The organism is Acidimicrobiales bacterium, from assembly GCA_036270875.1.
In the GTDB taxonomy this organism is placed as follows: domain Bacteria; phylum Actinomycetota; class Acidimicrobiia; order Acidimicrobiales; family AC-9; genus AC-9.
The window spans coordinates 15360-40689 of record DATBBR010000097.1 but is presented as its reverse complement, the minus strand read 5'-3'; the positions used below and the strand labels follow the sequence as shown (position 1 = coordinate 40689).

The 25330-nt window shown below is 68.8% G+C and carries 23 protein-coding genes and 2 tRNA genes; 19 read left to right on the top strand and 6 right to left on the bottom strand.

Features of this window, described 5'->3' with window-relative positions:
* From VH112_11040 to VH112_11010, 7 genes are all read left to right on the top strand, one after another.
* Positions 1-223 (top strand): hypothetical protein (locus VH112_11040; protein ID HEX4540768.1); only part of this gene is annotated, 223 nt, incomplete at its 5' end.
* Positions 224-384: 161 nt separating this feature from the next.
* The gene (locus tag VH112_11035; GenBank protein ID HEX4540767.1) at positions 385-1791 is read left to right on the top strand and encodes a hypothetical protein; all 1407 of its coding nucleotides are present in this window, start codon (positions 385-387) and stop codon (positions 1789-1791) included.
* A 63-nt stretch (positions 1792-1854) separates the two neighbouring features.
* On the top strand, positions 1855-2943 hold the full coding sequence (locus VH112_11030; GenBank protein ID HEX4540766.1) for a PhoH family protein: 1089 nt from the start codon (positions 1855-1857) through the stop codon (positions 2941-2943).
* A gap of 18 nt (positions 2944-2961) precedes the next feature.
* Entirely contained in the window at positions 2962-3501 is a 540-nt protein-coding gene (gene ybeY, locus VH112_11025) for an rRNA maturation RNase YbeY (GenBank protein ID HEX4540765.1), read from the top strand.
* Between the two features lie 2 nt (positions 3502-3503).
* The gene (locus tag VH112_11020) at positions 3504-4811 is read left to right on the top strand and encodes a hemolysin family protein (GenBank protein ID HEX4540764.1); all 1308 of its coding nucleotides are present in this window, start codon (positions 3504-3506) and stop codon (positions 4809-4811) included.
* A 9-nt stretch (positions 4812-4820) separates the two neighbouring features.
* Entirely contained in the window at positions 4821-5657 is an 837-nt protein-coding gene (gene era, locus VH112_11015; protein ID HEX4540763.1) for a GTPase Era, read from the top strand.
* 196 nt (positions 5658-5853) lie between these two features.
* Positions 5854-6507, top strand: a complete 654-nt coding sequence (locus tag VH112_11010) for a methyltransferase domain-containing protein (GenBank protein HEX4540762.1) — start codon at positions 5854-5856, stop codon at positions 6505-6507.
* On the opposite strand, the gene VH112_11005 is transcribed toward VH112_11010, so the two are convergent.
* Positions 6484-8460, bottom strand: coding sequence for an ATP-dependent DNA helicase (locus VH112_11005; protein HEX4540761.1), 1977 nt, complete (start codon positions 8458-8460; stop codon positions 6484-6486). The two genes, VH112_11010 and VH112_11005, sit on opposite strands and share 24 nt — an antisense overlap.
* Positions 8461-8688: 228 nt before the next feature.
* Between VH112_11005 and VH112_11000 the strand changes: the two genes are divergently transcribed.
* From VH112_11000 to rpoD, 10 genes are all read left to right on the top strand, one after another.
* Entirely contained in the window at positions 8689-9633 is a 945-nt protein-coding gene (locus VH112_11000) for an LLM class F420-dependent oxidoreductase (protein ID HEX4540760.1), read from the top strand.
* Between the two features lie 35 nt (positions 9634-9668).
* A complete protein-coding gene (gene uppS / locus VH112_10995; GenBank protein ID HEX4540759.1) occupies positions 9669-10388 on the top strand; it encodes a polyprenyl diphosphate synthase in 720 nt (239 codons plus the stop codon).
* Positions 10385-10546 carry a hypothetical protein gene (locus VH112_10990; GenBank protein HEX4540758.1) on the top strand — a complete coding sequence of 54 codons (162 nt, stop codon included), beginning with the start codon at positions 10385-10387 and terminating at the stop codon, positions 10544-10546. The genes uppS and VH112_10990 overlap by 4 nt, the downstream gene beginning before the upstream one ends.
* 13 nt (positions 10547-10559) lie before the next feature.
* Positions 10560-11276, top strand: a complete 717-nt coding sequence (gene recO, locus VH112_10985; protein ID HEX4540757.1) for a DNA repair protein RecO — start codon at positions 10560-10562, stop codon at positions 11274-11276.
* Between the two features lie 57 nt (positions 11277-11333).
* Entirely contained in the window at positions 11334-12641 is a 1308-nt protein-coding gene (locus tag VH112_10980) for a glycine--tRNA ligase (GenBank protein HEX4540756.1), read from the top strand.
* A gap of 65 nt (positions 12642-12706) precedes the next feature.
* Positions 12707-15400: a pyruvate, phosphate dikinase gene (gene ppdK, locus VH112_10975; protein ID HEX4540755.1), complete on the top strand. Its 2694-nt coding sequence runs from the start codon at positions 12707-12709 to the stop codon at positions 15398-15400.
* A gap of 26 nt (positions 15401-15426) precedes the next feature.
* Entirely contained in the window at positions 15427-16881 is a 1455-nt protein-coding gene (locus VH112_10970) for a TldD/PmbA family protein (GenBank protein ID HEX4540754.1), read from the top strand.
* Positions 16878-18263 (top strand): metallopeptidase TldD-related protein, encoded by a 1386-nt coding sequence (locus tag VH112_10965; protein HEX4540753.1) that lies wholly within the window; start codon positions 16878-16880, stop codon positions 18261-18263. The genes VH112_10970 and VH112_10965 overlap by 4 nt, the downstream gene beginning before the upstream one ends.
* 44 nt (positions 18264-18307) lie before the next feature.
* A complete protein-coding gene (dnaG, locus tag VH112_10960; GenBank protein HEX4540752.1) occupies positions 18308-20206 on the top strand; it encodes a DNA primase in 1899 nt (632 codons plus the stop codon).
* Positions 20203-21543: an RNA polymerase sigma factor RpoD gene (gene rpoD, locus VH112_10955; GenBank protein ID HEX4540751.1), complete on the top strand. Its 1341-nt coding sequence runs from the start codon at positions 20203-20205 to the stop codon at positions 21541-21543. Before dnaG ends, rpoD begins: the two co-directional genes overlap by 4 nt.
* Before the next feature lie 6 nt (positions 21544-21549).
* Here rpoD and VH112_10950 read toward each other — a convergent pair whose 3' ends face one another.
* Positions 21550-21795 carry a hypothetical protein gene (locus tag VH112_10950; protein ID HEX4540750.1) on the bottom strand — a complete coding sequence of 82 codons (246 nt, stop codon included), beginning with the start codon at positions 21793-21795 and terminating at the stop codon, positions 21550-21552.
* A 109-nt stretch (positions 21796-21904) separates the two neighbouring features.
* Here VH112_10950 and VH112_10945 point away from each other — a divergent pair.
* Positions 21905-21977, top strand: a tRNA-Asn gene (locus VH112_10945).
* A gap of 22 nt (positions 21978-21999) precedes the next feature.
* Positions 22000-22072: transfer RNA gene (locus VH112_10940), tRNA-Ile, on the top strand.
* A 99-nt stretch (positions 22073-22171) separates the two neighbouring features.
* Here the strand turns inward: VH112_10940 and VH112_10935 are convergent.
* The 4 genes from VH112_10935 to VH112_10920 all read right to left on the bottom strand — a co-directional run bounded on the left by VH112_10935 (position 22172) and on the right by VH112_10920 (position 25320).
* Positions 22172-22591, bottom strand: coding sequence for an ATP-binding protein (locus VH112_10935; protein ID HEX4540749.1), 420 nt, complete (start codon positions 22589-22591; stop codon positions 22172-22174).
* A complete protein-coding gene (locus VH112_10930) occupies positions 22588-22917 on the bottom strand; it encodes an STAS domain-containing protein (protein HEX4540748.1) in 330 nt (109 codons plus the stop codon). Before VH112_10930 ends, VH112_10935 begins: the two co-directional genes overlap by 4 nt.
* Positions 22905-24221, bottom strand: coding sequence for a SpoIIE family protein phosphatase (locus VH112_10925; GenBank protein ID HEX4540747.1), 1317 nt, complete (start codon positions 24219-24221; stop codon positions 22905-22907). Before VH112_10925 ends, VH112_10930 begins: the two co-directional genes overlap by 13 nt.
* 451 nt (positions 24222-24672) lie before the next feature.
* Positions 24673-25320: a hypothetical protein gene (locus VH112_10920; protein HEX4540746.1), complete on the bottom strand. Its 648-nt coding sequence runs from the start codon at positions 25318-25320 to the stop codon at positions 24673-24675.
* Between the last annotated feature and the right edge of the window lie 10 nt (positions 25321-25330).

Sequence of the window (25330 nt, the reverse complement as noted above, 5' to 3'; positions counted from 1 at the left end):
TGTCGTGATCACGGAATTCGGCTGGCCGGATCCGAACGACGGTCGGTATATCACCAATGTCGTCAAGTTCGCGGAGGCCCACGGCTGGGGGTGGACGGCCTTCGCATGGGACGGGACTACGTCGGGCAAGTTCGACCTGCTTGCCGACGTCGGTCCTGGCGCGAGCTATCGCCCCACCCCGGCGGGGATAGCAGTGCTGTCGGGCTTGCTTGGCGTGGGCTGAGGTACGGGAGGCTGGACCACGAGGTGGAACTGGCGCGCCGTTGGGTTGGGTTTCGTGCCTTTTGGACCGAGCTGGACGGGTGTCGGTACAATCGGGTCGAAATGGGTCGGCCGATCCTTCGATTCGCGATTGGGGCGGTCCTCCTCACCGGACTTCTGCTGGTGGAGGCTCCAGCGCCCGCGGCGCGAGCGAGCACTGGGCAGTCCGACGGCCGGTTATCAGGCGTCGACTTCCTCACCGGCTACAGGACGATCGGCCAGGCTGCCTCGGAGTTCCAGCGGATCAGATCAGATGGAGCGAACACGGTCTCGTTCGACGTCTGGTGGCAGGTTCCTACGTCGTCCTCGAGCACGGTGACCCCCGTACCCGGTGGCACCGATTCCGACGCTGACATACTCGCAGCGGCGCAGGAAGCACACAATGCCGGCCTCAAGGTAACCCTCACGCCAAAGGTCGTGATCGGTTCGAACAGCGGGAACAGTGGCTGGCGTGGCCAGTACAACCCTCCCGATCCGGCCACCTTCTTCTCCAATTACCAGACAATGGTCGACCACTACGCCTCGTTGGCCCAGCAGGCAGGGATCTCCATGTTCCTCGTGGGCAGCGAGATGATCGCCTCTGACGGATATGCCGGCTACTGGCGCCAGGTGATCGCCTCTGCCCGCCGGTACTTCATGGGGCCGATCGCCTATGAGGTCGACTGGCGGGAGATCCCCCAATTCAGCTGGGGCGACGCACTGGACGATCTGCTGCTCTCCGCCTACTTCCCGCTCTCGAACGAGCAGTACCCGACGCTTGGTCAGCTCGAGGCCGGTTGGCACGCCTACCAGTATCCAGGCCAGAGCCAGACCTACGATGCCTTCACTACGGTTGCCGGGTTCGCCCGACGATGGGACAAGCCGATCATCTTCGGCGAGGCGGGGTATACCGCTACCACCTACCCCGCCAACCAGCCCTGGTGGAACGCCCCGAACCCCGCTGATCCGGCGCTGCAGTACCTTGCTTACCGAGCGCTGCTGGACACCTTTGTCGGCCAGCCCTGGTGGGGCGGGGTGCTGTGGTGGGCCTGGAATGATGGCGATCCCCGAAGTCCCGAGAGCAAGCCTGCCGAGAGCCTGATCGGCGTCCAGTCCGTGAACGCTGGTGGGGGACCAGGTCTTGCGCCCTCAGCATGGACGCCTGGCACGTCACTGCCCGGCCCGAGCCCCCATGCGGTCACTAGACCCGCTCCCTCGGGCGGATCTCCGAGCTCGGATGGAGCCGGCTCCGCGGGAAGCGGGCCCGGTGCAGCTTCCGGCACGGGATTCCTCGGACCCGCTGCCGTCGGTTCTTCGACTGCCGACGGCTCTGACAAGGCGTCGAGCGGCCCCTCGAAGCCGGTGGAGAGTGGGCTGGTCGCTCTCCGGCAAGTTCCGAGCACGGCCAATGGCGCCGCCGCTGGCCTGGCGATGGCAGTCCTGGCGCTGGCGAGCGCAGCCGTGTTGCTCATCCGCGACGTCCTCCGCTCGAGGACCGGGTCGGCGGCCCCTCTGCGCGCTCTAACCTCGTCGCGGCGACGACGGGGCTGATTGCGGAGTGCAGCACAGCACCGGCACGAGCTGCCCCCGCTGGTAGCCTCGTCGCGGATACCTGTGTCCTCGACCCAAGTCAAGATCCTCGTTCCGGGCAACCATCTCATGGTCGGCCTCCTGGGGCAGCGCGACGAGTTGCTGCGCTTGGTGGAGGAGGCCTTCGGGGGAGCCCGAATCCTGGTTCGGGGGAACGAGATCACCGTGGAAGGCGAGGACGCCGAGCGGGTGGGCCGCCTCTTCGAGGAGCTGGTGCTCCTGCTGGAGAAGGGCCACGGCCTCGACGCCGTCAACGTGGGCCGGACCATCGACATGGTAAAGGCCAACGAGCGGCCCTCGGAGGTGCTGAGCGCCGAGGTGCTGCGGTCCGCGAGAGGGCGGACCGTCCGGCCCAAGACTGCCGGGCAGAAGCGCTACACCGACGCGATCCGCGACAACGTGATCACCTTCTGCGTCGGTCCGGCCGGCACCGGGAAGTCGTACCTGGCCGTCGCCCTCGCCGTTCAGGCCCTCCAGGCGAAACAGGTGAACCGGATCATCCTCACGCGCCCCGCCGTCGAGGCTGGGGAGAGGCTCGGTTTCCTGCCCGGCGACCTCATGGCCAAGGTGGACCCATATCTCCGACCGCTGTACGACGCCCTCTATGACATGCTCGAGCCTGAGGCGATGCAGCGTCTCATGGACCGAGGCACCATCGAGGTAGCTCCCTTGGCCTTCATGCGGGGGAGGACGCTCAACTCCAGCTTCATCATCCTCGACGAGGCGCAGAACACCACTCCTGAGCAGATGAAGATGTTCCTCACCCGGATCGGCTTCGGCTCGAAGGCGGTGGTGACCGGCGACGTGACCCAGGTCGACCTGGCGGGGGGACGCTCGGGGATGGTCGGGCTCGACCGGATCCTCGGCGGCATCGACGACCTGGAGTTCGTGTGGCTCACCCAGCGCGACGTCGTGCGGCATCGCATCGTGGCTGACATCGTCTCGGCCTACGAGCGGGTGGGCGGCACCAGTCACGGCGGCCGTGGGCCGGCGACCGGACATACCGCGGGAACGTCCCGGACGGCGCTCCCCGACGGCGGGTCGCCCCGCGGGCTGGCGACCGAGGCCGAGCCCGAGTGGGCACCTGGCCCGGCTTCGGCCGGGCCGCGTTGAGAGGGGCAGCTGGCGAGGGTGGCCATCGAGGTCTTCGTCGCAGACGAGCAATCGACCCGTCCGGTCGAGCCTTCTCGGTGGATGGGCCTGGCCGAGGCGGTCCTGTCCGCTGAGGGCGTGACCGGTGACACCGAGCTGTCGGTCCTCTTCGTCGAGGAGGAGGACATGGCCCAGCTCAATGAGCGCTTCCTGGGCGAAGAGGGGTCGACCGATGTGCTGGCCTTCGCCATCGACGAAGAGCCGCTTGAGAGCGGTCGGTCGCCCGACTCGGGTGGCACTGGTCCCGGCTGGGTCCCACCCGAGCCCACCGACGTGCCGAACCTCCTCGGCGACGTGGTGATCTGTCCCGCCGTGGCCTGGCGCAATGCCCCCGATCACGCTGGGACCTATGAGGACGAGCTCGCCCTCCTGATCGTCCACGGCATCCTCCATCTCTTGGGGATGGATCACGTCGACGAGGAGGAGGCGACGGCGATGGAGCGGCGGGAGCGCGAGCTGCTCGACCGCTACCACCGGCGAGGACCGTCCGGAGCCTCGTCGTCGCCGACGGAGGTCTGATCGTGCTCCTTGCCACGACCGGGTGGGAGACGACCGATTCCGTGCTTGTCGTGGCCATCGTGGTCCTGCTCCTCTTCGCCGCCGTGCTTGCCCTGGCCGAGACGAGCCTGGTCCGCACCAGCCGCGTGAAGGCGCTGAGCCTCGAGGAGGAGGGACGCCGAGGCGCTCGCCGGCTCGCCCGCCTCGTCGAGAACCCCGAGCGCTTCCTCAACCCGGTCCTGCTGCTCGTGCTCGTGTGCCAGCTTGTTGCCGCCACGCTGGTCGGCGTGGTGTCAGAGCACCTGTTCGGCGCCCTGGGCGTGGCCCTGGCCACCGTGTTCGAGGTGACCGTGATCTTCGTTCTGGCCGAGGCCGTGCCCAAGAACTGGGCCGTGCGGCACCCGGAACGGGCGGCCCTCTTCGCGGCGCCGATCGTGGCGGCCCTGATCCGGTTCCCACCGGTTCGCCTCCTGTCGGGCATCCTCATCGGCCTGGCCAACCTGATCCTGCCCGGCGGCAAGGGCCGTCCTGACGCCTACGTCTCCGAGCGCGAGCTCCTGGCCATGGCCGACGTGGCCGAGGAGGCGGACGTGATCGAGACCGAGGAGCGGGCGCTGATCCACTCCATCATCGAGTTCGGCGACACCGTGGTGCGGGAGGTCATGGTCCCCAGGCCCGACATCGTGGCCGCCGAGGCGAGCCAGCCGGTGTCGGACGTCATCGAGCTGGCCATGCAGCGCGGCTACAGCCGCATCCCCGTCTACGAGGACAACATCGACAACATCATCGGCATCGTCTATGCCAAGGACCTGATGCGGGCGGACCTCGACGACCGGGACGAGACCCCGGTGCGCAACCTGGTTAGAGAGGCCCACTTCGTGCCTGAGACCAAGCGGATTGCCGAGCTCATGCGGGAGATGCAAGACCAGAAGTTCCACATGGCCATCGTCATCGACGAGTACGGAGGAACGGCCGGGCTCGTCACCCTCGAGGACCTCATCGAGGAGCTCGTCGGTGAGATCGTCGACGAGTACGATGTCGAGGAGCCGGCCATCGAGCCGCTGGCCAACGGCGAGTACCGGGTCAACGCCCGGATGCCCGTCGACGAGGTGAACGAGTTCCTCCACGCCGAGCTGCCAGACGGCGACTGGGACACCGTGGGCGGACTGGTGTTCAGCCTCCTCGGCCACGTGCCGACCGAGGGCGAGAGCGTCGAGGCCAACGGTGTTCGCCTGGCAGCCGAGAAGATCCAGGGTCGCCGCATCGGTCGGGTCCGCATCGCCAAGCTGCCCGGTGAACCCGCCGAGACGGCTGACAAGCCCCCGGAGTAGGGAGCACACGTGCGAACAGGGTTCGCCGGCCTGGTGGGAAGGCCCAACGTCGGAAAGTCCACCCTCGTCAACCGCATTCTCGGAACCAAGGTGTCCATCACGTCGGACAAGCCCCAGACAACGCGGCTGCGAATTCGTGGCGTGCTCAACCGACCCGGGGCTCAGATGGTCCTTGTCGACACCCCGGGCATCCACAAGCCCCGGACCGCGCTGAGCGAGCGCCTCAACGACCTCGCTGCCGACTCGATCAACGGCGTTGACGTCGTCGTGCTGGTGCTCGACGCCACTGCCCCCCTGGGACGGGGGGACCGCTTCGTGGCCGCGCAGGTGCCGCCTGACTCCGTCGTCGTGGTGAACAAGATCGATGTCGCATCGCCCGCCCAGGTACTGGCCCAGCTGCAGGCGGCCGCCGGCCTCGAGCTGGCCGAGTACCACCCCGTGTCGGCGGTCACCGGCGAGGGAGTCGAGGCCCTCGTCTCCACCCTCCTGGCGCGGATGCCGGAGGGACCGGCCTACTACCCGTCGGACGTCGCCGCCGATATCCCCGAGGCCGTGTGGGTCGCCGAGCTGGTCCGCGAGCAGCTACTGGCTCATGCGCGCGAGGAGCTGCCCCACTCCATCGCCTGCCGAGTCACCGAATGGGAGTGGCCGCGCATCCGCTGTGAGATCCTCGTCGAGCGTGAGTCCCAGAAAGGGATCGTGATCGGCCGGGGCGGCGCCGTCCTCAAGGCGGTCGGCGAGGCCGTGCGGGCGCAGCTGGAGCCCGGGGCCTTTCTGGAGCTGTTCGTCAAGGTCGACAAGGACTGGCAGCGCCGCCCACGTGCCCTGGAGCGGCTGGGGTACTAAAAGCGAAACGGGGCAATGGTTGCCGCGGCGTCGCCGTCGGAGGAGGCCTGGACGGCCTTGTCGAAGTCATGGGTGTGATCGAGGCTTGCTGGGTGTGGCTACGGCCGCGTGGAACTTGGCGTCGAGATGAGCGTGCCTGGTGATCCTCTCCAGTCTCGGGAGGATAATCGAGCGCGTTGGCGATGAAGCTCTTGTATTGGACGTCGGCGGTTGGGCTAAGCCGTTCACCAGGGCCGACTGGGTGCTCGACCAGATGCCGTATGAGACCCGTGGCCTTTACGGGCGGGACGGCGTCGAGGAGGAGCGATTTAGCAGCGAGACGTGGGTCCGCCGTGACATATGCGACCACACCCCATGGCCGTTCCCCGACAAGAAATTCGACTACGCCGTCTGTTCCCACACCCTCGAGGACGTGAGAGACCCGATCTGGGTCTGTCACGAGCTGGTACGTGTCGCCAAGGCTGGTTATATCGAGGTGCCCTCTCGACTGGAGGAGCAGAGCTATGGGGTGCAGGGTCCTTGGGTGGGATGGGGGCATCACCATTGGCTCGTCGACATCGTGCCCGGACAGGTTCGTTTCGCCTTCAAGCATCACGTGCTCCATAACCGGCCCAGCGACCACTTTCCTCCGGGCTTCCACGAGCGGCTCTCACAGGACGATCGGGTCCAGTGCATGTGGTGGGAAGACGGCTTCGAGTTCAGGGAGCAGATTCTTGTGGGACCGGAGGAGGTCGACAGCTATCTCGCCGACTTCGTGACCGAGAATCTCCGGGCTCGCCCGCTCCCGGCCCCGTCTCGACCCCGCCACCTCCAGCGGCTTGGGGCCCTAGCGCGTCGCCGGCGCGGCTGAGCCCATCCCGCACTGAGGCGCCTTCGGATCTGTCAAGAATGCCGCCACATCGTGGAGGTGGCGCGTCCGGGTCATCGGCGGGAGCGCCTCGACGAGCTCCCAGCGGTAGCTGGCCTTGGCTAAACGCGAGTCGAGCACGGCGACGACACCGCGGTCGCTGGCGGAACGGATCAGCCGTCCAGCCCCCTGAGCGAGGAGGGTGGCGGCTCGGGGAAGGTCCACCTCTCGAAAGGCTGCCTGGCCGAACCGCTCTCGGCGGGCCTGGAGAAAGGGCTCATCGGGCCTCGGAAACGGAATGCGATCGATGACCACGAGGGAGAGAGCCGGACCGGGGACGTCAACGCCCTGCCAGAAGCCTAAGGTGGCGAACAGGCAGGACGACTCCTCGCTGGAGAAGGCCTCGATAAGCGCCGGCTTCGGGAGCTCCGATTGGGTCAGGAGGCGAAATGGGATTCGTTCGCGCAGCGCCTTCGCGGCCCCCTCCATGGCGCGCCAGCTGGTGAACAGCGCCAAGGTGCGGCCTCGGGCAGCCTCGATCAGGGCCTCCAGCTCGTCGTGCAGGACGGCCTCGGCGCCCTCGAGGCGACGGTCCGGCAGGTGGGCGGCGCAGTACAGCATGGCGTTGCTGGAGTAGGGGAACGGGCTGCCGGTGTCCAGGTCGTCGCTCGCCCCATCGGATACGCCGAGCCGCCGCCCGATCCCCGGCGGGATGGTTGCGCTGGTGAGCACGACCGTGGCGCGAGCCCAGAGGGCCTCGGCCAGCACGGGGCCGACATCGAGCGGCGCGACCTTCAGGACCGGCGCTTCCGTGGGTCCCTCGACCCAGGCGACCTGGGCCGGACCGACATTGGAGGCGGTAGCGACATCGTCAGCCAGATGGCCAGCGGCTAACAGCGCCCTCGTCCTCACTGCAGTTGCTTGGGCCGATTCGTCGCTAGCGGGAGCGGTGTCACGCCTGAGCGCTGAAGTGGCGCGGGCGAGGCGCCCGGCCGCCACCTCTAGTGCACCCGCCAATGCGGGATCCATGTCCGCCGCCACGCGCCGGCCGGTGTGGCGTTCCAAGGCGGTCTCCAGCGTGTCGCCGGCACCGGCTATCTCGTCGGGGATTGTCGAACTGTCCCGGAGCAGCACGGCGCGCAACAGTCGAGAGAGGGCGCGGAAGCGCCCGGCCGCCACCTCGGTGCCGAAGCTGGCGATAACGACGTCCTCGACCTCGTGAGCCTCGTCGAATATCACCACGTCGTGCTCGGGAAGTACGGCACCCCCACTGGCCAGATGCGACCCGTAGAGATGGGTATTGACCACAATGACGTCGGCCTCCGCGGCGCGCTCTCTAGCTGCTTCGGTGAAGCAGGTCTCACCGGATGGACAGCGGTGTGCTCCCGGACACTCTCTGTGACCGACACTCACCATCGCCCACGCCTGGGGCCTCGGCTCGAAGTCCAGCTCGGCGCGGTCTCCGCTGGGTGATCGAGCAGCCCAGCTCACCAGGCGGCGCACCTGCGCGGCGACGCCCGCAGTCTCGCCGGAGCTTGCCCCTCTGCCCCCTTCGCTCCAGTCGGCCGCCTCCTCCAGGCCCAGCTGCTCGGCGCCTCCGGCGACCTCGGCGGCTCGCTGGCGGCACAGGTAGTTGGACCTGCCCTTGAGGACAGCGAACCGAAATGGGTGGCCCAGGTGGCGGGCGAGAAATGGAAGATCCTTGCTGGCCAGCTGGTCCTGCAGCGCCTTGGTAGCGGTGGCGACGATCACCTTCTTCCCCGAGAGGATGGCAGGGACCAGGTAGGCCAGCGACTTCCCCGTCCCAGTTCCGGCCTCTACGACGAGATGACGACGATCCTGAATCGCGCGTGCCACCGCCTGGGCCATTGCCCGCTGACCTTCACGAGCCTCGCCGCCTTGGGGAAGCGCCCCCACAACCCGGTCCAGCGCGCTCGAGACGTCCGATCTGGGCACCCAGTCAATGTAGCCACACGGTGTGACCACGGAGCACCGGTGACGACGAGATGCCATGTGAGCGGTCCGCGAGTTCGTTCTCGACCGCTCAGTCCAGCGGCTTCACAGCGGCATTGCGAGGTCGTCATACTGGTGCGCGGGCCCGCGCGCCGTGCAGCATCCGTCTCGGCCGGGGCCTCGGCGCTGGTTGGAGTGTGACGGGCCCCGTCGGGCTGAGAGGGATCGTTCGTGCGAGTCCGGATTTTCACCGAGCCCCAGCAAGGGGCTACTTACGACCAGCTGCTGGCGGTCGCCCGAACCGCGGAGCAGTGCGGCTTCGACGCCTTCTTCCGTTCGGACCACTACCTGCACATCCCCGGGGTGACCGGGGGCACGGGCGAGCCCGGCCCGACGGACGCCTGGATCACGCTGGCCGGGCTGGCCCGGGAGACGAGCCGGATCCGGCTGGGCACCCTCCTGTCTCCGGTGACGTTCCGTCTTCCGGGGCCCCTGGCCATCTCGGTCGCCCAGGTGGACATCATGAGCGGCGGGCGGGTGGAGCTCGGTCTCGGTGCCGGCTGGTACGACGGCGAGCACCGGGCCTACGGCATCCCGTTCCCGCCCCTTGGTGAGCGCTTCGAGCTGCTCGAGGAGCAGCTGGCGGTGGTGTCAGGGCTGTGGAGCACACCGCCGGGCGAACGGTTCACCCTCCGCGGCCGTCACTACGCCCTCGAGGACAGCCCGGCCCTCCCCAAGCCCGTCCAGCGGCCTCACCCGCCAATCGTGCTGGGTGGGGCCGGCGCCACCAGGACGCCCCGGCTGGCCGCCGGGTACGCCAACGAGTACAACCTGCCGTTTCACTCGCCCGAGGACTGCCAGCGTCAGTACGAGCGGGTACGGGCGGCGTGCGAGCAGCTGGGGCGGGATCCGGCGGGGCTCGTGCGGTCAGCAGCCGTGACGGTGTGCTGCGGGTCGGACGACGACGAGGTGGTCCGACGAGCCACGGCCGTGGGCCGCGATGTCGGTGAGCTGCGGCGCAACGGCGCCACCGGCACCCCGACCGAGGTGGCCGAACGGCTCAACGCCTATCGGGAGGTGGGCGCGGAGGCCGTCTACCTCCAGATCCTGGACGTAACCGATCTCGACCACCTTCAGCTGATCGCCGAAGAGGTCGTGCCCCAGCTCGGGGGGTAGCCCCGGTCCGGCCTGACCGGGGGTAGCTTCGCCTTGTGGACCTCGACGGCATCAACAGCAGGCGCCTTCCGGTCCACATCGGCTGCGTGATGGACGGCAACGGCAGGTGGGCCCAGAAGCGGGGCCTGCCCCGGACCGAGGGCCACAGCGCCGGCGAGGAGGCCCTCTTCGACGCCGTCGAGGGGATGCTGGAGCTCGGGATCGGGTGGTTCACGGTGTACGCCTTCTCCACCGAGAACTGGCGGCGGCCCCCGGACGAGGTCCGGTACCTGATGAACTTCAACCAGGGTCTCCTCGTCCGCCGGCGGGACGAGCTCAACGGCAAGGGGGTGCGCATCCGCTTCGCCGGGCGCCGCGACTGGCGCGTGCCCCGCCGCCTCCTCCGCCGAATCGAGGAGTCCGAAGCCCTGACCCGGCACAACCGGCGCCTCACGCTCACCATGGCCTTCAACTACGGCGGCCGGGCCGAGATCGTCGACGCCGTGCGGGACCTGGTGGCCTCGGGCGTCTCGCCCTCCCGGGTCGACGAACGGGCCATCCGGGCCCACCTCTACTACCCTGACGCGCCCGATCCCGACCTGGTCATCCGCACTTCGGGAGAGTTCAGGATCTCCAACTTCCTCTTGTGGCAGCTGGCCTACAGCGAGCTCGTGTTCAGCGACGTGCTGTGGCCCGACTTCCGCCGCCAGCATCTGTTCGAGGCGGTGCGGGAGTTCCAGCGGCGCGACCGACGGTACGGCGGGGTCGAGGCGTGAACGCCCGCCTGGCCATCCCCGTGGCGGTGATCGCCGTGTTCGTCGGGGTGGTCCTCGTCGCCTTCCTGGCCGTCGAGGGCTTCTCGGCGGCCGTGGCCATCCTTGTGGTCGTATTCGCGCTCGTCGCGTTCATCATCGTGGGCGGCCAGGTCCGATGAGCCTTGCCCTTCCATGAGCCTGTACCGGGACCAGGGGGTGGTGCTGCGCACGATGCGGCTCGGTGAGGCGGATCGCATCGTCACCCTGGTGACGGCAGATCATGGAAAGGTGCGGGCGGTCGTCAAGGGGGTGCGCAAGACCAAGAGCCGGTTCGGTGCCAGGCTCGAGCCCCTCAGCCACGTGGCCCTCCTGTGCTGGCAGGGTCGGGAGCTCGACGTCGTCACCCAGGCGGAGGTGCTCGACCACCTTCGGATCGTGCGCGAGGACCTGAACCGCCTCTCCCGGGCCACCGCCATGCTCGAGGCCGTGGACCAGGTCGCCCAGGAGCGCCAAGCCAATCCTCGCCTGTACGAGATGCTCGTCGGCGCCCTCCGGGCGCTGGCGGCGCGGGACGCACCCCTGGTGGTGCCGGCCTTCTTCTGGAAGTTGCTGGCCCTGGAGGGCTATCAGCCCCTCCTCGACGCCTGCGCCATCTGCGGGGCCGAAGCGCCGCTCGTCGCCTTCGACCTCTCCGAGGGTGGGACGCTGTGCCGGTCCTGTCGGCGCGGCGCCGCCGTGAGCCCCCACGCGCTGGACCTTGTCCGTCGGATCCTGGGCGGTGACCTGGCCGGCGCCCTCGAGGAGCCGGCCGGACCCGCCACGCACGAGGTCGAGGTGCTGGCGTCCAGCGCCCTCGAGCACCATCTCGAGCGTCGTCTGCGCGCCCTGCGCATGCTCGAACGCACCTGACGACGTCGGAAGATATACGCCGGAGGGATGGCTGGAGGCCTCCGGTATCCTCGGCCCATGCCCCCCGAGGACCTGATGGAGCGCGTTGTCAACCTCTGCAAGCGCAGGGGCTTCGTGTTCCCGTCGGCCGAGATCTACGGAGGGTTCCGCTCGACCTACGACTACGGGCCGCTCGGCGTGCTCGCCCTCCGGAACGTGAAGGATGCCTGGTGGCGGTCCATGGTCCAGCTGCGCGACGACGTCGTCGGCATCGATGCGGCCATCCTCACCAGCCCCAAGGTCTGGGAGGCCTCGGGCCACCTCACCAACTTCGCCGACCCGCTCGTCGACTGCCGAAACTGCAAGGAGCGCTGGCGGGCGGATGAGATCGGCGGGGTCTGTCCCAACTGTGGCTCGAAGGATCTCACCGAGCCCCGAGCGTTCAACATGATGTTCAAGACCTTCGTGGGACCGGTTGAGGACGAGGCCTCAGTGGCCTACCTCCGACCGGAGACAGCCCAGGGCATGTTCCTCAACTTCAACAACGTGCTCCAGACGACGCGGAAGAAGCCGCCGTTCGGTATCGCCCAGATCGGCAAGTCGTTCCGCAACGAGATCACCCCAGGCAACTTCGTCTTCCGCACCCGTGAGTTCGAGCAGATGGAGATGGAGTACTTCGTGCCTCCGGCGGAGGCGGACACCTGGTTCGAGTACTGGTGCGCGGAGCGCATGGCGTGGTACCGGGGCCTGGGGATCCCCGAGGATCGCCTCCGTCTCCGGGAGCACGACGCCGAGGAGCTGTCCCACTACTCGGCCCGCACCGCCGACATCGAGTTCGCCTTTCCTTGGGGTTGGGGCGAGCTCGAGGGTCTGGCCAATCGCACCGACTACGACCTGAAGGCGCACTCCGCCGCCTCGGGGGAGCGGCTGGAGTACTTCGACCAATCGACAGGGGAGCGTTACGTCCCCTACGTCATCGAGCCGGCCGCTGGCGCCACCAGGGCCATGATGGCCTTTCTGCTGGCCGGCTACGACGAGGACGAGGTCGGCGGCGAGCATCGAACGATCCTGCGCCTCCATCACCGGATAGCGCCCTACGACGTCGCCATCCTCCCGCTGTCGAAGAAGGAAACGCTGACGCCGGTGGCCCGCAAGGTGCTCGCGCTGTGCCAGCCCCACTTCATGTGCGACTACGACGAGACGCAGTCGATTGGTCGCCGCTACCGTCGCCAGGACGAGATCGGCACGCCCTACTGCGTCACGGTCGACTTCGACAGCCTCGACGACATGGCGGTGACCATCCGGGAACGGGACAGCACCGACCAGGTCCGTGTGCCCATCGACAGCTTGATCGACGAGCTGAGGGCTCGGCTCCCGCTCACCTGAGGGCCTCCCGGCCGCGCCGGCCTTGTGGGTAGGCTCGGGGCGTAGAACGTGGCAGGAGGGCCCGGATGGCGTACGTCTTCAATTTCGACCACAAGCACCGCAAGCCGCCGATGGAGATGAAGGACCTCCTCGGCGGCAAGGGTGCCAACCTGGCCGAGATGACGTCGGTGCTGGAGCTGCCGGTGCCGCCCGGGTTCACGATCTCCACCGATGCCTGTCGCGCCTATATGGCCGGCGGCTGGCCGGACGGGCTCACCAAGGAGATCGACCGGGCCCTGGACAAGCTCGAGAAGGCCATGGGCAAGCACCTCGGCGACCCCGGGGACCCGCTCCTGGTGAGCGTGCGCTCGGGGGCCAAGTTCTCGATGCCGGGGATGATGGACACCGTGCTGAACCTCGGCCTGAACGACGAGTCGGTCGAGGGTCTGGCCAAGCAGACCAGCGACGAGCGCTTCGCCTACGACTCCTACCGGCGGTTCATCCAGATGTACGGCCGCATCGTGCTCGGCCTGCCGGGCGAGGAGTTCGACGGGCTCTTCGACGCGGCCAAGGAGCTGGCCAACACCACCTCCGACGCCGACGTCCCGCCCGAGCTGCTCCGCTACCTGGTGACGTCGTTCAAGCAGATCGTCGAGCGCTCCACCGGATCGCCGTTCCCCCAGGAGCCGACCCAGCAGCTGCGGGGTGCCATCGAGGCCGTCTTCGGATCCTGGAACGGGCCCCGGGCGGTCACCTACCGCAACCGCGAGCGCATCCCCCACGATCTGGGCACGGCCGTCAACGTGCAGGCCATGGTCTTCGGCAACCGCGACGACAACTCCGGTACCGGCGTGGGCTTCACCCGGGACCCGGCCACCGGAGCACAGGGCGCGTATGGCGACTTCCTCGTCAATGCTCAGGGCGAGGACGTCGTCGCCGGCATCCGCAACACCGAGCCACTGGCTGCTCTCGACGACCGCTTCCCCAAGATCTACAAGGAGCTGCTGGCGATCTTCGAGCGCCTCGAGCAGCACTACCGGGACATGTGCGACACCGAGTTCACCATCGACCAGGGCAAGCTGTGGATGCTCCAGACCAGGGTGGGCAAGCGCACCGGAGTTGCGGCGCTGAAGATGGCCGTGGACATGACAAAAGACCGCCGCATCAAGCTCACCCGGGCCGAAGCGGTGGGACGCATCAATGCCGACCACCTGGACCAGGTCCTCCACCCCCGGTTCGCCTCCGGCGACGTCACGGTGCTGACCAAGGCCCTCGGGGCGTCGCCTGGTGCAGCTGTCGGACGTGCCTGCTTCACTGCCGACGCGGCCGTGGCCGCCGCCGGGAGGGGAGAGCAGGTCGTGCTGGTGAGGACCGAGACCTCGCCCGAGGACGTCCACGGGATGATGGCCGCCGAGGGCATCCTCACCGCACGCGGTGGGCTGGTCAGCCACGCCGCTGTGGTGGCCCGAGGATGGGGCAAGCCCGCCGTGGTGGGCGCCGAGGCGGTCCGCATCTCGGGTACGCGCTTCACCGTGGGCGATGTCACCGTGTCGGAAGGTGACTACATCTCGCTCGACGGCACCAGCGGTGAGGTCGTGGTGGGTGAGGTGCCACTGACGGCGGCGGCCCCGCCGGCCGAGTTTGTCACCGTCCTCGGCTGGGCGGACGAGATCCGCCGCGGGCGCTTGGGCGTCCGAGCCAACGCCGACACCGGGCCCGATGCCGCCAACGCCCGCAGCTTTGGTGCCGAAGGCGTCGGGCTGTGCCGGACCGAGCACATGTTCCTGGGCGACGAACGGCTGCCGATCGTGCGTCGCATGATCCTCGCCGCTACCCCAGAGGAAGAGGAGTCGGCTCTGGAGGAGCTCCGGGTGGCGCAGAAGGCTGACTTCGCCACCATCCTCGAGGCCATGGACGGTCTCCCGGTGACCGTCCGGCTGCTCGACCCACCCCTCCACGAGTTCCTGCCGAAGACCGAAGACCTGCTGGTGAAGGTGGCCACCGAGGGCCTCGAAGCCGAGGAGCGGCTGCTCCTCGATGCGGCCCTGGCCTGGCAGGAGGTCAACCCCATGCTCGGCACGCGCGGTGTCCGGTTGGGGGTGATCAAGCCCGGCCTGTACGCCATGCAGGTCCGCGCCCTCATGGAGGCCGCTGTCGAGCGGGCCGCCGCCGGGGGGGCGCCCATCGTGGAGATCATGATCCCGCTGACCGTCTCCCGGGAGGAGCTGGCGCTGGCCCGATCGTGGGTCACGACCGCGGTCGCCGAGGTGGTGGGCGACTCGCCTGCCAGCGCCAAGGGTCGCGCGGGAGGCTCTGCGGGGAACGGCGCCAAGGCGAGACGGCGGCGCCTCGAGGTCTCGATCGGCACCATGATCGAGACTCCGAGAGCCGCGCTCCGGGCGGACGAGATCGCCGAGGAGGCGGATTTCTTCTCCTTCGGGACCAACGACCTCACCCAGATGACCTTCGGCTTCAGTCGGGACGACGTGGAGGGGCGGTTGATGAGCGCCTACCTCGAGAAGGGGCTCCTTCCGCACAATCCCTTCGAGACCGTCGACGCCGGCGGCGTGGGCGAGCTGGTATCGATCGGTGTGCAGCGGGGGCGGCACACCCGGCCCGACCTCAAGGTGGGCGTGTGCGGCGAGCATGGTGGCGACCCCGACTCGATCGCCATCTTCGCCCGGGCCGGCGTCGACTACGTCAGCTGTTCCCCCTTCCGGGTGCCCATCGCCCGCCTCGCCGCCGCCCAGGCCGTCCTTGCCGCTGACGGCAAGGTCTGACGCCGCCGGCTGAGGCTGCGGCGGCGATGTTCGACGTCACCGAGGCGGCGGTGGAGGGTGCCCTCGCTGCCGGCGCCACCTACGCCGACGCCCGGGTCGTGCTCTCTCGATCCCAGCTGATCAGCGCTCGCGACGAGACGGTGGAGACCCTGAGCCAGGGTGAGGCGATCGGCGTCGGGGCGCGGGCACTGATCGGCTCGTCGTGGGGGTTCTTCGCTACACCCGAGACGAGCACTGCCTCTGCGCGCCAGGCAGGGGAGCGGGCGGCCGAGATCGCCAGGGCGTCGGCGCTGGTGGCCGGATCGGGCCGTGGCCCTGGGCCCGGTGGCCTGGCGGAGGTGCCTCCGGTGGTCGCCCACTGGGAGTCGCGCTACGAGGTGCACCCGTTCGAGGTCTCGCTGAGCGAGAAGGCAGATCTGCTCATCGAGGCGACCACGACCATGCGCTCGGTCGCCGGGATCTCACTCGCCGAAGCCGACGCCACGGTGTGGGACACCGAGAAGTGGTTCGTCTCGAGCGAGGGCCACCGGATCTCCCAGCGCCTGGTCGAGTGCGGGGCGTCGATGACGGCCACCGCCATTGGCGACAGCGAGACGCAGCGCCGGTCCTACCCCGGTATACGGGGCCAGTACGGCACGCGGGGCTGGGAGCTGGTCCTAGGCATCGATCTGGGCGGAAATGCGGGCCGCATAGCCGAGGAGGCGGTGGCGCTCCTGCACGCTCCACCCTGCCCGGCCGGCACCACCGACCTCATCCTCGGCAGCGAGCAGCTCGCCCTCCAGATCCACGAGTCGGTGGGCCACGCCGTCGAGCTGGACCGGATCCTCGGCTGGGAGGCCGCCTTCGCCGGGACGTCCTTCCTGGACCTCTCCCACCTGGGCCGCCTCCGCTACGGCTCGGAGCTGATGAACATCACCGCCGACGCCACCCTGCCGGGAGCCCTGGGATCGTTCGGCTACGACGACGAGGGCACTCCCGCCCAGCGGGTCGACATCGTCCGTGACGGGGTCTGGGTCGGCGTGCTGTCGGGCCGGGACTCGGCCCGCCTGGCCGGGGTGCCGCCCGGAGGGATGGTGCGAGCAGACGGCTTCAACCGCTTGCCGATGGTGCGCATGACCAACATCGGGCTGCTGCCCGGCGACTCCTCCCTCGAGGAGATGATCGCCGAGACCGAGGACGGCATCTTCATGGACACCAACCGTTCCTGGTCGATCGACGACCGGCGGCTCAACTTCCAGTTCGGCTGCGAGATCGCGTGGGAGGTCAAGGGTGGGAGGCGGCGGCGGATGCTGCGCAACCCGACCTACACCGGCATCACGCCGGAGTTCTGGGGATCGCTGGACCGGTTGGGTGGTCCGGACGAGTGGGCCTTCTGGGGGACCCCCAACTGCGGCAAGGGCCAGCCCAGCCAGGTGGGCCACACCGGTCATCCGGCGGTGCCGGCCCGGTTTCGTGGGGTGCGGGTCGGGGTGGCGGGTTGAGCGCCGAGCTGGGCTCGGCAGCGGCCGATGGGGAGCTGGCCGTCTGCGACCGGGTGCTCGAGATCGTCGGCGCCACCGCCGCGGCCCAGGTCCGGGTGTCGTCGGGTCGGCGGTCGCTCACCCGCTTCGCCAACTCCCTCATCCATCAGAACGTCGCCGAGGACAAGTGCGCCGTCACCCTTACCCTGGTGGCCGACGGACGGCTGGCCCGAGCGGGCACCAACCGGGTGGACGACGATGCCCTGCGGGCACTCGTGGAGCGGACCCGCGAGGCGGCCAGCCTCCGGCCACCCGATCCGGACTGGCCCGGTCTGGCCCCGCCCGCGCCGGTCGCCCCTGTCGACCACTACGACCGGGCCACCGACGAGGCCTCGCCCCGGCAGCGGGCCGAGGTGGTGGCGGCCTTCCTGGACGCGGGCGGCGGAACCGGCATGCTGGGGGCGGGGTACTGCCAGACGACGAGCGAGGTGGCGGGCTTCGCCAACAGCGACGGCCAGCGGCTCACCGGGCGGTCCACCCAGGCCACGATCGACGGCATCCTGCGGCAGGGCTCGGCCGACGGCAGCGGCTCCCAGACGGCGGTCGACCTGGCCTCGCTGGACGGCGCCAGCGCGGGCCAGGACGCGGCGGCGAGGGCGGCGCTGGGAGCGGAGGCGATCGAGCTGCCACCAGGCCGTTACGAGGTCGTCCTGGAGCCCGCCTGCGTGGCCGACATCTGCCAGTTCCTGGCCGGCCTCGGCTTCAACGCCAAGATGCACGCAGACGGGCGGTCCTTCGTGCACCTGGGCGAGGCGCAGTTCGATCCCGCCGTGAGCCTGTGGGACGACGCCACCGACAACCGCGCCGTGGGCCTCGGATTCGACGCCGAAGGCACCCCCAAGCGCCGGGTCCCCATGGTGGAGTCCGGGGTGTCGGTGGGCCTGGTCCACGACCGGCGCACGGCTGCCAAGGCGGGCACCACTTCCACCGGCCACGCCATCGAGGGCGGAGAGCGGTTCGGTGCCTATCCGACGAACGTCTTCCTCGGGGCCGCCGGCGACGTCGGCTCGGGGACCGGCGCGCCGGCGAGCGGGGGAACCCTGGACCAGGTCGTGGGGGCCGTGAGGAGGGGACTGCTCGTGACCGACTTCTGGTACACCCGCATCCTCGACCCCAAGACCCAGGTCGTGACCGGCCTGACCCGCAACGGGCTCTTCCTCATCGAGGACGGACAGCTGTCCCGGGGGGTGCGCAACCTCCGCTTCACCCAGTCCTATGCCGGAGCCGTGGCGCCCGGCCACGTCAAGGGGATCGCTCCTGACGCCCGCCTCGTCAACAGCAGCGCCTTCGTCCCCAGCTTGCACCTCGCCTCGTGGAACTTCACCGGAGGGGCCAGGGGCTGAGGCAATCGCGGCGAAGGCGCCCGCCGACCGGTACCGTCCAAACCGTGGCGATCCCCGACGAGGCCGTGGCCCAGGTGCGGGCGGCGACCGACCTCGTGGCCCTGGCGGGCGAGCACGTCGCCCTGCGGCGCCAGGGCCGGCGTTGGGTCGGCCTGTGTCCATTTCATTCCGAGCGGACGCCGTCGTTCACGGTGAACGCGGAGGAGGGCCTCTACTACTGCTTCGGGTGCCAGGCCGCAGGCGACGCCATCAGCTTCGTCCGCGCCGTCGACCACCTCGACTTCGTGGAGGCCGTCGAGCGTCTCGCCGAGCGGACCGGCATCCCGATCCGGCACGACGATGCTGGCGGCGGACGGGAGCGCAAGCGCCGCGATCGCCTCCTGGCTGCCATGGGCGCCGCCGTGGAGTGGTACCACGAGCGCTTGCTCCACCACCCCGACGGTGGTCGGGCCCGGGACTACCTCCGCTCGCGCGGCTACGACGCGTCGACGGTGCGAGCCTTCTCGCTGGGGTGGGCGCCCGACGACTGGGATGCGCTGGCTCGGGCGCTGGCGGTGCCGGGCGAGGTACTGGCCGACGCCGGACTTGGTTTCGTCAATCGCCTGGGACGCCAGCAGGACGCCTTTCGGGCCCGTGTGCTGTTCCCGATCTTCGACACCGGCGGTCGACCCGTCGCCTTCGGCGGGCGGGTCCTCCCGGTCCGCGACAACGGCGGCGGCGCCGCCGATGGTCCCAAGTACAAGAACTCGCCCGAGACGCCGATCTACTCGAAGCGCCGCACCTTGTACGGGCTCAACTGGGCCAAGGGCGAGATCGTCCAATCCGGAGAAGCGATCGTGTGCGAGGGCTATACCGACGTGATCGCCCTGTTCGGGATCGGGCTTCGCCGCGCCGTGGCCACGTGCGGTACCGCGCTCGGTGAAGACCACTTCCAGATCCTGCGTCGTTTTGCCCGGCGCGTGGTCCTGGCCTACGACGCCGACACGGCGGGGCAGACCGCAGCCGGCCGGGTCTACGAATGGGAGCGCCGCCACGAGCTCGATGTGGCGGTCGCCGATCTGCCCGCCGGCACGGACCCGGCCGAGATGGCCAGGACCGATCCGGACGCTCTGCGCGCCGCCGTCGCTGAAGCCAAGCCGTTTCTGGCCTTCCGGCTGGAGCGGGCGCTGTCGGAGGCGGATCTGCGTAGCGCGGAGGGTCGGGCCAAGGCTGCCGAAGCGGCCCTGATCGTGGTGGCGGAGCATCCGAGCGATCTCGTACGCGACCAGTACGTCATGAGCGTGGCGGACCGATGTCGCATCGACGCGGATCGGTTGCGTTCGCGACTTCACGAGCTCCGGCGTGAGCGGACGCGCGTCACGAGGACGACGAGACGGGGGGCCCGATCAGGATCCCAGCAGGCAGTTGATCGCGCTGGCGGAGACGACATCGATGACGCCCGTCGTGACGTCCTGTCGCACGCGCCCGACACTGACCGCCAACCGCGCCGACGTCCAGTACCGGATCACGATGGTCCCGGGATCGAGGCGTTGCGGCTGGCCGTTCACCGTCCGGAGGAGGTCGCCGACCGCATCGAGTCGGTGCTCTTCTCGAACGAGGTCCAGCGCGCGGGATTCGAGGCTCTGGCCTCGTCGACCACACTGCACGAGGCGATCGACGGGGCCGAGCCGGCCGCGGCGGCGCTCCTGGAGCGCCTCGCCGTCGAGGATACCGACGCCAACGCCGACGAGGTGGTGACGCGGCTGGTGGAGCTGGCGGCTTTGCGTGCACTGGCCGATCTCGAGTCCCAAGCCCGTGCGTCAGAGGCGCGCTTTCTCGAGCTTGCACCGCTCACCACCTGGCTCCGTCTCAAGATCGAGGAGTTGCGCCAACCCGTGACCGCCGTCGAAGCCGTGAACGGATTGCTACCCTGGCTTGTGGAATCGGCGCGGGAGGACGCGTGAGCGAAGCGGTACCGGCCCTGTCTACATGGGACGGTTTGCCAGAGGGGGGGCTTTCCCGGCTCCTGGAGCGGGGAAGAGCTCGTGGCGTCCTGACCCAGGACGACCTGATCACGGTGCTGGAGAGCATCGAGCTCAGCGCTCCTCTGATCGACGCGCTCATCAGCAGGGTCAGGGCCGAGGGGATCAGCTACGTCGACGAGCACGACGATCACGACCCGCACGTCGATGTCGGCGGTAATGGGCGACCCGGGGTAGCGACGCCCCCCAAAGGGGGGGTCGCTCCTGGCGCCCCGTCAAACGTCGGTTTGACTCCGAGCCAGGCGTCCGGCGGCCGAGGCGTTGCCGAGGCGGTGCCCGATCGTGCGTTGGCGCGTCCACCGGTTGATCTGTCAGGAGACCCGGGCGCGGCGATCGATCCGGTGCGGACCTACCTCCGTGAGATAGGGAAGGTCCCGCTGCTCACCGCCGAGCTCGAGGTCGTGCTCGCTCGTCGGATCGAGAAGGGCCTTGCCGCCGGCGAGCGCATCGCCGAGCTCGAGGAGCGCCACGGTCCCGACGGCGTGCCGCGCGAGACGCTGAGAAAGCAACGGCGCCTGGTGGCCAGCGGACTCGAGGCCAAGGACCTCTTGGTCGAGGCCAACCTCCGTCTGGTGGTGTCGATCGCAAAGCGGTACCGCAACCGGGGCATGGCGTTCCTGGACCTGATCCAGGAGGGCAACCTCGGCCTCATGCGCGCGGTCGAGAAGTTCGACTACACGAGGGGCTTCAAGTTCTCGACCTACGCCACGTGGTGGATCCGTCAGGCGATCACCAGAGCGATCGCCGATCAGGCGCGCACCATCCGCATTCCGGTCCACATGGTCGAGACCATCAACAAGGTGGCGCGAGCTCAACGGCAGCTGCTCCAGGAGCTCGGTCGTGAGCCGAGCATCGACGAGCTTGCGTTCCGGCTCGAGCTGGCCGTGGAGCGCGTCCGCGACATCCAGCGCATCAATCAGGACACCGTGTCGCTCGAGCAGCCGATGGGAGACGAGGAGGACTTCAGCCTCTCCGACGTCATCGAGGACCAGGGCGCCGTGGTACCACCCGACGCGGCCACGCGGGTGCTGCTCAACGAGGCGGTGAAGAAGGCCCTCTCGGAGCTGAGCCCCCGCGAGCAGGACATCGTCCGCCTCCGCTTCGGGCTGGAGGACGGTCACATCCGCACGCTGGAAGAGGTTGGACGGACGTTCGGGGTCACGCGGGAGCGCATACGCCAGATCGAGGCCAAGACGCTCGCCAAGCTGCGTCACCCCATGCGGAGCCAGCCGCTGCGCGACTATCTCGACGCCGAGTAGCAAACCTCAGATCGGCGTCTCGGTGCCCTTCGAGCTCGCCCCGTCCGGCGACTTGGCCCCGACGACATCGCGTGCCCGCTCTCGGCCGAGGTCGACGACCGCCCGGGCCTTGCCCGCCGCCCCTTCGAGGGCGTTCGAGCCCTGAGCCTGGCGCAGCAGCCGGTTGATCTGCTCGTAGCGTTCACGCCCCGCCATGGACCCGAGGTAGTAACCGAGGGCAAAGCCGGCGATGAACCCGATACGTAATCTCATACGTTCTCCGTACTCCTTGGGAGGGGGGCCTGGGGCCCGCACCCAAGCGTATCGTCGCTGCTCGGGGCCATCGTGGGGCAAACTGGAGCGCTGCTATGGTCGAGTCGCTTCCGGGGTAGCTCAATCGGCAGAGCGGGTGGCTGTTAACCACTAGGTTGCGAGTTCGAGTCTCGCCCCCGGAGCTCGTCGCGTCGCAGCCCAATCGGGCCGGTAGCTCAGTGGTCAGAGCACGGGACTCATAATCCCTTGGTCGCAGGTTCGATCCCTGCCCGGCCCACCTAGCAGAGGGATACTCGCTCGTCCGTCGTAGTCCGCAGGTCGTAGCAGGGAGGGCGATCCCCTCGGACGACCTGTGCTGCCCCTGAGCCGGCAGCGGTCAATCGGCGAGGGGCAGAGGCCGCAGACCCGGCTTGTCAGCCGGGTTCTCACGGTGCCCCAAGGTGAACCAGACAGTTGTCCCCGGACACGACTTCGCCGGAACGACTCCCCAGTCGTCCGACATGGCCTCGACGATCTGAAGCCCGCGACCAGACAGGTCGGTGGCGCGCGGGGAGCGCACGGTCGGCTTGCCCCCTCCGCGGTCGGTCACATCGACGCGAGTGCTACGGGTGTCGTCCTCGATGCTGATACTGAAGGCGCCCGGCGTGAACCGGATGCAGTTCGTCGCAAGCTCGGAGACCATCAGGACGACAGCGTCCAGTGCGTCCGGCGGGAGCTCGGGGAGACTGTCTGACGCGAAGCGGCGAGCCGCCCCGATCGAGGCGGGCCCGGCGGTAAAGCTGCGCGTGGATCTCATGGTTCGATGTGGAGAACGTCAGTCAGACCCATGCTCTCCACAGTTCGGCGGATGATCCGGGACGGGTGCCGAAGCTCGACTCGGACCGAGTCTCGGGCCCAGCGCAGCAGCAGGGCGATTCCGGAGCTGTCCATGAAATCGAGGCCGCTCGCATCGACGATGAGTCGCTCGGGTCCCTTGGCCATGATGGGCTCGATGGCGGCGGCGATGGAATCGGCATTCGCCATGTCGATCTCACCGCTGAGCCTGACGACTGGTGTACCGGTCTCGTCGAGTGACGTCTCGACGGACCCCTCGGGACCGCCGCTGTCATCTAGGCCTGCCATTTCACCCCCACGAGAGCAATGTCATCGTCGGATCCATCGGGCGTCAGGTCGTGGAGGACGTTTCGCATCATGTTGTCGAGCGAGCCGTTGCTGGCCAGCACTGCTCGACGCATCCTTTCCATGCCGACGTCGAGGTCTTCTCCGCGTCGTTCGATGAGGCCATCAGTGAAGGTCACGAGCGTCGCGCCGCCAGGAACGGGAACGGTCACCGAGTGATAGGAAGTGTGCTCGGACACGCCGACCGGTGCACCGACATCGGTCGCAACAAAGCGAGCTTCGTGGCCGACGACGAGCAAGGGGTTCAGATGCCCAGCGTTGGCGACGATCATCTGGTGGCGCTTGATGTCGACGAGCGCGCAGATGACCGTGGCGAAGTGGCCATCGCCGGCGACGCTCAACAGCTCCGAGAGCTTGTCGAGGATGATCGAGGGCTGATCTCCCTGGGCTGCGTACGCCCGAATGGCATAGCGCAGCGACGCCATGACGGTGGCCGCGCGCAGGCCGCGGCCAGATACGTCACCCACTACCAGGAGGAAGGCTCCATCGTCGAGGTGGATGATGTCGTACCAGTCGCCGCCGATCTCGACTCCACCGACTCCAGGTAGGTACTCCACCCTGATCTCGACGCCGGCGAAGCCGGGCACCTCGAGCGGAAGGAGCGCGTGTTGCAGCGCCTCGGCAAGACCGCGCTGCTCGAAATAGAGCCGCTGGTTCTCGCCTGCGACCACGCCCAGCTCGGTGGCGGCCGCCTCCGCGTTCGTGCGCCGCCGGATGAGTCGCTCGGTCGCCAGGGCCGCGATGACAGCCAGCAGCGCTCCCAGCACGGCGACGACCCACGGGAGGTCCTGGGAGAGCCCTCCACCGAGGTTGCCCCGGGCCGTCATCACCAGCGTGAACGCGGCGTCGCCGAACGGAACTGTCGTCACGGCGTGTCGCCCGCTGACGGGCAGGTGACTCAGGTCTGTCGCGACGAGGTTGGCCGGCCGCTGTGTCCTGCCCAGGTACAGCGCGTAGTTCAAGTCGGAGAAGGCAGAGTTGCTCTCGATCTGCAGCCGGCGGTTGGGCGGGATGGCAGATTCGGCATAGACGGCGAAGCCCCCGCCCGCACCGGGGGCCGCGAATGCGTATCCCAGGCGCGGCTGGGGCTGGTTGAGCATTCCCGTCACGCTCAGCACCGGAGACCGCGCCGCACGGACGAGAAGCGCCTGGACCTGCGGGAGCGAGGCGGCGACCGCCGGGCCAGTACCGACGACGGCTATCGCCGGAGTGGTCCCTGGTGGCAACGACCAGAGAGAGGCAGACACGAAGGGGCGTCCAGCTCCGACGTACGGTGCAATGAAACCCCTGAACCGTTGTGGGTCACCGTTGGTCGCCTGCGCGAGCTCGGCAGCCGACGCCAGCGGCGTCTGCACCGTCGAAGTTGCGGCAGTGAGCACAGAGCCGGCCTCACGAACGCGGACGTCGAGGAGACGTTGCTCGTTGTTGTTGTGGTCTTCCCACGACGCCCAGGTGAGGAGGCCAACCAGGGCAAGACTGACAAAAAGGACGACGACACTCAGCGGGTGTGGTCGCCACGATCGGGACCGAGCCGGCCGCCTCGTCGGTTCTCTGCTGGTACCACCATCAGTCGGGAGTCGAGCCGTGCTGACCGGAGACTCAATCGCGGTCGCACGAATCAATGACTTCCCCCCCGATACATGAGCACACCCATCCCTTCGGACGTCGGCGAGCTTAGGCCCGGCGTCGTCTCTGGAGCTAGGCGGGCCCACCGCCAGGGCGCCCTGGGTCACCGACCTGCCGGGATTGCTCCCGATGAGGCTGCGGCGTTCCGCCGGCGAGGAGCAGGAGTCCCGCCGACACCTGGTCGAGCAGGGCGTGCCCAGCTCGGAAGTAGCGCCCGCTGAGATGGACTCGCCGCCGGGGACACAGCGCCAACCACGTCGTGGCGAAGACCTCCGGCCACGGGATGAGCTCGAGCTCCATCGGCACGGCGAATGAACAGACCGAGCCTCGGTGCAGCCGGGCCCTGAGCGCGCATCGGCCAGGTTGCCGCCCCAGGTCAGAGGCGACCTCCAGCTGGCCGCGCCCGACCTCGATGACGCCCCGCTCGCCAGCGCGCTGGCCCCACTCGTGCACGGCGGCCAGGCACGGGGCGAACCCGAGGCCGACGGCTCGAAGGAAGGTCGACTCACGCCAGTACGGGCGGTAGGGACCACGCGGCCGATCAGGGAACGGGTTCGACTCGGGGGCTCGGTCCTCGACCGGCCGCGGCAGCTCCGGCGACACGTCCGAGAACGGATCGGGCAGACGAATCGTCTCGCCTGTCGCTCCGTCGGTGCTGCCGCTGGTTGTCAGGAGGTTCTCGAAGTCCGCCGTCCCGGCAGGGGATCGTGAGGTCCGCATGTGGCCACCT